Genomic DNA, 6,084 nt, shown 5'->3' on the forward strand with positions numbered 1-6,084 from the left:
TTTCAACTTGGGCAACTATTGCCAATTTAAAGCCTAAATTGTAATCTCGTTGTGTACGCTTCTTCCTTGGTTGTTCTGAATGTTTCATAAATAAGTCAATTTTGTGTCAACTTATTTTAGGACAAGACAATTTTAAAAACAAAAAAGCCTTACATGTACATGTAAGGCTTTTTGTGAGCCCGATAGGATTCGAACCTATGACCGCCTCCTTAGAAGGGGTGAATATGGGTTTTGAAAATCAGTTGTTTATGTGTTTTGTTTTTGATTTTGTCTAACAATTGTCTAACAATTTTAAAGTTACTTAGTCTGGCATTTGTACTTTACCAGAGTAATTATTGTATCTCATAGTACCAACCTTTGGATCAATAAGAATGTTATTGTCTTTAAAACTTCGGGTTCTCATCATTCCAAACATTTTTATTTCTACATTGGGAAATCTCTCTTTAAGAATGGATGCACAAGCCATTGCAGTCCTTCCTAGGGTCAAAACATCATCTATTAATATAATTTGATCGGAGTTAATCATTACCGCCTCTACGTCCAAACTTTCATAATGCTGTTGAACGGATGGTCTAGTAGTAGCTCCGTCCTGAAAACTTGATTTAGGTACAGCTGTAACTCTTTTTAAGCAGGTGACAACCTCATTTCCGATTCCATTATTTACCAATCCTTCGGCAATCACTTTGGTAGGCCATAATGTCTCTTCTGAAATTGGTGAACTTCTAGGAACAGGAACTAAAACACAATTATCTCCAAAAAAATCAGATAATTGTTGATTATTGTTAATGTGTCTTACCGATGTATTTGTTGGTTTTATTATACCGTTTTTAAAAGCTCCACATATTTGTTTTGATAATATAGCGTTTTTTGAGCTTCCTCTAGGGGAATATACGAGAAGCGTAGCGAACTCTAAATCAGAAAGCATAATCAATCTTAGAAGTTAAATAAGGTAATTCGTCTAAAATCATATTTATGTTTTGTCTTGTTAGTACCTGAGCACCATAATTTATCATTTCCGATGGCCACGTCATCGATTTATCATTAGCAATACTTTCTAAAATCAAAACAGTTCTTCCTAGTCTTAATGCTTCCCATCCTTGATGCCTGGTACCACTTTTCTCTGTAGCCTCAATAATTATTGTTGCATCACTAATTAAAGCCATAGTTCTGTTACGAATTGGAAAATTAGCAGGCCTTACTGGATAGTTTTCTGGAAATTGAGAAATAGCCAGATGATTTTTCTTAATTTCATTCAATAGTGTTTCATTAGCTTTAGGGTAGGCTTGACTTAAAGGAGTTCCTAAAACCGCAATTGTTTTACCTCCGTATTTTATTGCTGAATTATGAGCAATCGTATCAACGCCTTCAGCTAGTCCACTAACAACAGTGATGCCTTTTTCAACTAGAGCTTTAGTAATTATATCGGCTCTTATTTTTCCTTCTCTACTAACTTTTCTAGATCCAACTACCGAAACTCGTTGACCTTCATATATTAAAGAAAAATACCCTTCAGAAAAAAGGTTTTCAGGACAGTTCTTTAATTCAAATTCGGTAAGATGGGTTTTGTATTCTTTGAAGTCTTTAATACTCATAAAGGAATTTACAAAATTATTAAGATTATTCAAAAATATGTAAATATTTTTAGTATATAAAGGAGTAAGTCTACTATTTATTAAAGCATTAATTACTCCTTATCTCCTTGTGTTTTAACAATAATTACAACTCAATAATGATCTATTTTTACTTTTACCTAAAAATGAAAATTAATTAATTAAGATTGCGTAAATCAGCTCAATATGGTGGATTATAGATAGTTTTTTTACAGAACCTAGGTTTGGGTATCTTTCTTCTTCGTGCAATATTTTGAATTGCTCAATAGCTCTTGAATCAATATTATTCTCTAAAACAAATGGAATTAGCTTATTTAAGGCCTCAAGAAACTTTCCTGGAGTATCTGTTATATCATCGTTAGAATCAGAAACAAAATGATGTATTCTTATTGAGTTTCTATTAAGATATGTCAAATGGATAGCAACTGCATACGGAGCAAAACCTCCATCAGTAAACACTTCTCCTATAGTAACGTAATCAGAAAATCCAATATACCCATTTTCTCTAAAATATAAATGCTCTTCTGTGAAAAATTCATCTTCATGTTCTAAGTACTTAGCATTTGCAGAACGTTTATGAAAAGAGTCAATGAGATATATTAAATCAACATCCAGTTGCCTTAATGCATTTTCTAAAGATCTATTTCTAAGCAACAATTGGTTAACTAAAATATTATTAACGTTGTGTGTGTTAATAAAATCGATAATATTTTGAAGCTTATTATTAATGTCAGATTTTAGTATAAGTTGTATAGGGAAATCTATTAAGTCTAATCGAGTAATTTCGTTACTTATCTGTTCTAGGTTTGTGTTTTTTTCCACAATAATTCCTAAACTAGAATATTGATTATTGGTAATTAGATTTCCGGAAATCCAATCAATATCTCCTTTTACATCTCCTACAGTGGGGTTTATAATTATTGTGTAAGGGATCTTGTTTTTTATCAGTTCGCTTGCAGCTTTGGTTATATTTGAACTTTTAAACTGAATTGGTTCAATTATGGGATGAATGACACTGCTTCCCGCTATGGTTGAAGCGACACTTCGTAGGGCAAGCATTTCATATTGCTTACCTCTTAAAATAGGAAAATACATAGGTTTAAAGAGATTTATTTAAAAAAATATTTAGTTTAATAAAATCCCTTTTTCTAAAGTTGGAACAAACAGAAATATGTTTCATAAAAACAGGGATTTCATGTGAAGATATTATTTTTTTTTCTTTTACTCCTCTTTTTTTTAGGTAGAAAAACATTCGTTCATGAAATTTTTCGGGTTTAATTTCATGAGCTAATTCAAGACATTTTTTGAAAATCCTTGTATTAGGTACATCTGGAATGTAGCCAAAGTAATCCTTAATAGCGTTTGTATATTCTTCTCTTCTTAGGCATTTAAACATAAATGTTATATCAAGGTAAGACGAATCTACTTGTGGTTTTCTAATTAGAGAAATTGTTCGTTGTTTTGTGAAAACCATTAATCCTATTTTATGAAGATTGTGTTTCTCTAAAAAATTTAAGTATTTATCCTTTGTACTATAATGCGTTACAATAATAACATTCAAAAATGTTTTTCTATAATTCTCTATCTGTGATAATAGTCTTTCCGTAGAATCTAATTCTGTTTTGATTTCATAAACTATAGAGGTGCCATTTAACATTACAAGATCCGCTATAGATTTTCCAATTTTGAACTCGTTTAACATAGTTGTTGTATTCAAGCTATGTTTACCAAGAAGAATTTTATTTACAATCTCATTTTTGTATATAAATTCATTCCTATAGTTTTTTAGCATAGAATCATAAACATGAGAAAAGAATTCATGATACGTGTTTAGTTTTAACCCTTTATTTGCTTTTAGATATTTTGACACTCTTCTGTCTATAATATCATGATCTATATCATCCACAATATTATTAAATACAGGATTGTTAAATAATGATGAAACAGCTTTTAATGAAATTATATCTACACCTTGGGCTACCACGTAATTTGGTTTATAAATATTAAAAATTTATATGAAGTTATAACTTTTAAGCAAAGGTACGAGGTTTTTTCTTTTTCTGAATATTATAATTGAGACATGACCACATAGTTTTTACTTTTTTTACGCAAAAAGTCTATTTACCACTCTACAAACCATTTACACTTTTATTCAAAAAAACCTTCAATTTTTGCAACATAGGCACGTTTATTGTTGTTATATTTATAGTTCCTACCCTAAATACTTTTATTAAGATTATATAACTAAGAAATTAGAGAAATCTATTTTTTATGATGATAAACGTATTTTTTACAAATAAAAATATACAGTCTTTAAGGATGCCTTAAAGTGAGTGCGAAATATTACGGTAAACCGCACTATATGTACGTATTCGTAAAAAAGTTTGTGGTTTTACCGTAACCGAGTATGTTAATATCAGCTTTATATTTGCTAATATAATTCTATGTTGAGAATTGAATGAATAGTACAGAAAAAGAAAGAAAATCTCTTTGGACAAAAATAACTGATAGAGAATTAAATGATATTTATAAAAAAATTATTGAAAGCTATAAAGAATTAGATAATAGTGAATGGTTAAAGTATTTGATAATTAGACAAGAATATTGTAAAACTTGGTTAGATCGAGTCGATAGAAAAATAAAGCATAAAGACATAAGTCCATCTCTATTCTTTATATGGTATGCATACGAATATTTAGGAAGTAAAAGTACCGTACCTGTATTTATTGTTAATGAGTTGATTGCAGATACACCAGAGGAAAAAGAAAAAAGAAAACAAAAATTAAGAGAAAGACAAAGAATAAAATATCAAAAAAGGAAAGAGAGAGAAACACCTTTGCAACGCGAAACTAGGCTAAAAAGGACAAGAGAGAATTCAAAAGCGTATAGAGACAAGAAGATGTTAAATGAAACTCAAGAAGAGAAAGAATTGAGATTGGCTAAACGTAGAGAGCTTGCGCGGGAAAGGTTAAAGAAAGAAACACCAACCGAACGTAAGAGTAGACTGGCAAAACTAAAAGAAAAGAGGCTAAATGAAACACCTGAAGAAAGAGAAAAAAGGTTACTCTATTTAAAAGAGTATTATTATAAAATGAAAGTTAAAAAATAAACAACACACACTCATATGATATACAATTACTATTGTTAATAATACGTTCACTAACTATTTTTTAGATTGCTTTTTTTTGGAGGAATACAGCTTAATTTTGTATCAAACCAAAATATAAGTTAAGATGAAAAAATTAGTATTATTAGTTGCAGTAGTAGTGTTTGGAATGTCAATGGGAAGTTGTGAAAGCAATGATGTAAATGAAGAAACAGCAGAATTTGAAATCAGAAAAATTGACAAAGAAGACGTCAAGCCACCAGGAGAAAAGGAACCAAAGTACGCTATCGACAAAGGAGATGTTATCTCTCCAGGAGATAAAGGGTAATAGGTTTAAGATATATCTTATAGGTGTTATTGGAGCAATAGGTCTAATAACACCTTTTATTCATATTCCATTTAATGGAACTGAAGTTTCTGGTGCGTTTGGTTTCAAAAAAATGTCTTCACTTTTATTTGCTGTTGGATTACCTATATTGTCTATAAGTGCTTCATTATTGTTATTTCTAGCCTCTAAATCAATCTTACAAAAAGATTTATCCAAAGTATTTAGGATATTTTCTTATTTATTTGGATTTGTTGGCTTTTTCTTTTTGTCATGGACTTTAGCTCCATCTATTAATGACTTTAATCCAATTCTTTATTATTTATCGATGATAGGTATTAGTATAGTAATGGTCTTTGTTAATAAAGGTCTGAGTAGCTATATAATAGATTTTAACAATTCTAATGAGATTCTTTTATTAAACATACGAAAACTAACCCGCCATATTGGGATAAATATCAAGAAAAAGTATATAAAAGATGAAGATCGTAAAGATTATTTAATTGATACGATTGATGTAATTGACTCTTTAGATTAACCCTCAAACCAACAGATATTGATTATGAAAAAGAAAAATCCAATTGATATGTTAAGGGAAAAGCGCGGATATTTGGATAATGATCTCATTGAAGAGCTTCAAAAGGACTATGATGAATTGATAGAAGAAAAGGATCAGCAAATAGATTCAATAAAAACAAAACTGAACAATTGTAGTTTCGAAATTTCGGATTTATTTGAAACATTAACTTTTGAGCAAAAAAGCTATCTATATTTATCTACCTAAATATTAAACTACAACTGACTTTAATTAAACTTTAAAACCTAAATTACTTATGAAAAGAGTATTACTATTTTTGACAATTTCATTATTGCTTATTTCTTGTGCTAAAGAAGGGAAGTCTAAAGAAGAAATTATTGGCTATTTCGGAGTGACTGTGCCACCTATTTCGGTCAAATGGTGCCACTAAGAGAGATCTTGCAATAATAGTTAAATTTTGTTATTAGTCCTTTTTAATTTTTCCTTTTCTTAATGATTCCCCCAC

9 protein-coding genes are annotated in these 6,084 nt (G+C 29.7%); 5 read left to right on the forward strand and 4 right to left on the reverse strand.

All coding sequences use genetic code 11. The features are described from left to right. Window positions 1-301: 301 nt before the first annotated feature. The 4 genes from FOF46_RS30125 to FOF46_RS30140 form a co-directional block, all read right to left on the reverse strand. Complete coding sequence (locus FOF46_RS30125) at window positions 302-925, reverse strand: phosphoribosyltransferase (protein WP_143919133.1); 624 nt, start codon at window positions 923-925, stop codon at window positions 302-304. Then, on the reverse strand, window positions 915-1,592 hold the full coding sequence (locus FOF46_RS30130) for a DNA-processing protein DprA (RefSeq protein WP_143919134.1): 678 nt from the start codon (window positions 1,590-1,592) through the stop codon (window positions 915-917). The genes FOF46_RS30125 and FOF46_RS30130 overlap by 11 nt, the downstream gene beginning before the upstream one ends. A gap of 171 nt (window positions 1,593-1,763) precedes the next feature. Continuing rightward, the gene (locus FOF46_RS30135) at window positions 1,764-2,705 is read right to left on the reverse strand and encodes a sce7725 family protein (RefSeq protein ID WP_143919135.1); all 942 of its coding nucleotides are present in this window, start codon (window positions 2,703-2,705) and stop codon (window positions 1,764-1,766) included. A 4-nt stretch (window positions 2,706-2,709) separates the two neighbouring features. Continuing rightward, a complete protein-coding gene (locus FOF46_RS30140; protein ID WP_143919136.1) occupies window positions 2,710-3,594 on the reverse strand; it encodes a sce7726 family protein in 885 nt (294 codons plus the stop codon). A gap of 474 nt (window positions 3,595-4,068) precedes the next feature. Here FOF46_RS30140 and FOF46_RS30145 point away from each other — a divergent pair, with 474 nt between their 5' ends. From FOF46_RS30145 to FOF46_RS33030, 5 genes are all read left to right on the forward strand, one after another. Next, entirely contained in the window at window positions 4,069-4,719 is a 651-nt protein-coding gene (locus FOF46_RS30145; protein WP_143919137.1) for a hypothetical protein, read from the forward strand. Window positions 4,720-4,843: 124 nt separating this feature from the next. Beyond that, window positions 4,844-5,044, forward strand: a complete 201-nt coding sequence (locus FOF46_RS30150; protein WP_143919138.1) for a hypothetical protein — start codon at window positions 4,844-4,846, stop codon at window positions 5,042-5,044. Continuing rightward, window positions 5,016-5,579 carry a hypothetical protein gene (locus FOF46_RS30155; protein ID WP_143919139.1) on the forward strand — a complete coding sequence of 188 codons (564 nt, stop codon included), beginning with the start codon at window positions 5,016-5,018 and terminating at the stop codon, window positions 5,577-5,579. Before FOF46_RS30150 ends, FOF46_RS30155 begins: the two co-directional genes overlap by 29 nt. 24 nt (window positions 5,580-5,603) lie before the next feature. Then, on the forward strand, window positions 5,604-5,825 hold the full coding sequence (locus FOF46_RS30160; RefSeq protein ID WP_143919140.1) for a hypothetical protein: 222 nt from the start codon (window positions 5,604-5,606) through the stop codon (window positions 5,823-5,825). 49 nt (window positions 5,826-5,874) lie between these two features. After that, window positions 5,875-6,009 carry a hypothetical protein gene (locus tag FOF46_RS33030; protein WP_262713277.1) on the forward strand — a complete coding sequence of 45 codons (135 nt, stop codon included), beginning with the start codon at window positions 5,875-5,877 and terminating at the stop codon, window positions 6,007-6,009. The last annotated feature ends 75 nt before the right edge of the window (window positions 6,010-6,084 follow it).

The sequence above is a fragment of the Aquimarina algiphila genome, from assembly GCF_007489275.1.
GTDB classification, from domain to species: Bacteria; Bacteroidota; Bacteroidia; order Flavobacteriales; family Flavobacteriaceae; genus Aquimarina; species Aquimarina algiphila.

Bases quoted from the DNA above. Each gene is read 5' to 3' on its own strand.
- FOF46_RS30130 (WP_143919134.1), bottom strand. From the start codon at position 1,592: ATGAGTATTAAAGACTTCAAAGAATACAAAACCCATCTTACCGAATTT.
- FOF46_RS30160 (WP_143919140.1), top strand. From the start codon at position 5,604: ATGAAAAAGAAAAATCCAATTGATATGTTAAGGGAAAAGCGCGGATAT.
- FOF46_RS30155 (WP_143919139.1), top strand. From the start codon at position 5,016: ATGTTATCTCTCCAGGAGATAAAGGGTAATAGGTTTAAGATATATCTT.
- FOF46_RS30135 (WP_143919135.1), bottom strand. From the start codon at position 2,705: ATGTATTTTCCTATTTTAAGAGGTAAGCAATATGAAATGCTTGCCCTA.
- FOF46_RS30150 (WP_143919138.1), top strand. From the start codon at position 4,844: ATGAAAAAATTAGTATTATTAGTTGCAGTAGTAGTGTTTGGAATGTCA.
- FOF46_RS33030 (WP_262713277.1), top strand. From the start codon at position 5,875: ATGAAAAGAGTATTACTATTTTTGACAATTTCATTATTGCTTATTTCT.
- FOF46_RS30145 (WP_143919137.1), top strand. From the start codon at position 4,069: ATGAATAGTACAGAAAAAGAAAGAAAATCTCTTTGGACAAAAATAACT.
- FOF46_RS30125 (WP_143919133.1), bottom strand. From the start codon at position 925: ATGCTTTCTGATTTAGAGTTCGCTACGCTTCTCGTATATTCCCCTAGA.